Raw genomic sequence first — 382 nt, forward strand, 5'->3', positions numbered from 1 at the left:
GTGGCAAATTGGGCGACAACCGTTGGCTGGCGGCGTTGAGCGCGCCCTGGGTTTCGGCAATGGCTTGCTTGAGGGTATCGCGCATGCGCAAGCCGGCATCGTCGCTGGCGATGATTTTGCTCAGCATCGAGTAAAGCTTGTCGCTGTCATTCCAGTTGATGGTTTCGGCAGCAGAAAAGCTGGGAAGCAGGCCAGCCAACAACGTACGGTCGCGCATCAGCACTGCGCGGTAGGGCGGGCTGTCTGGATCCACTAGCCATTTCAGCCAGAGGGTTTCGCTGGTGCCGGCCGCGGGAGCCGCTCCCGGCACAATTGCCTCGGTAATCCCGCCACCCAGGCACAGCGCCATGGTCTTGGCATACGCTACGCCAGACTCCCGGTG

At 62.0% G+C, this 382-nt stretch carries 1 pseudogene; it reads right to left on the reverse strand.

The features are described from left to right. A pseudogene (locus ABI582_RS28715) lies at window positions 1-382 on the reverse strand (T6SS effector BTH_I2691 family protein); the annotation flags it as partial.

The sequence above is a fragment of the Pseudomonas sp. SAS7 genome, assembly GCF_052112345.1.
In the GTDB taxonomy this organism is placed as follows: domain Bacteria; phylum Pseudomonadota; class Gammaproteobacteria; order Pseudomonadales; family Pseudomonadaceae; genus Aquipseudomonas; species Aquipseudomonas putida_Q.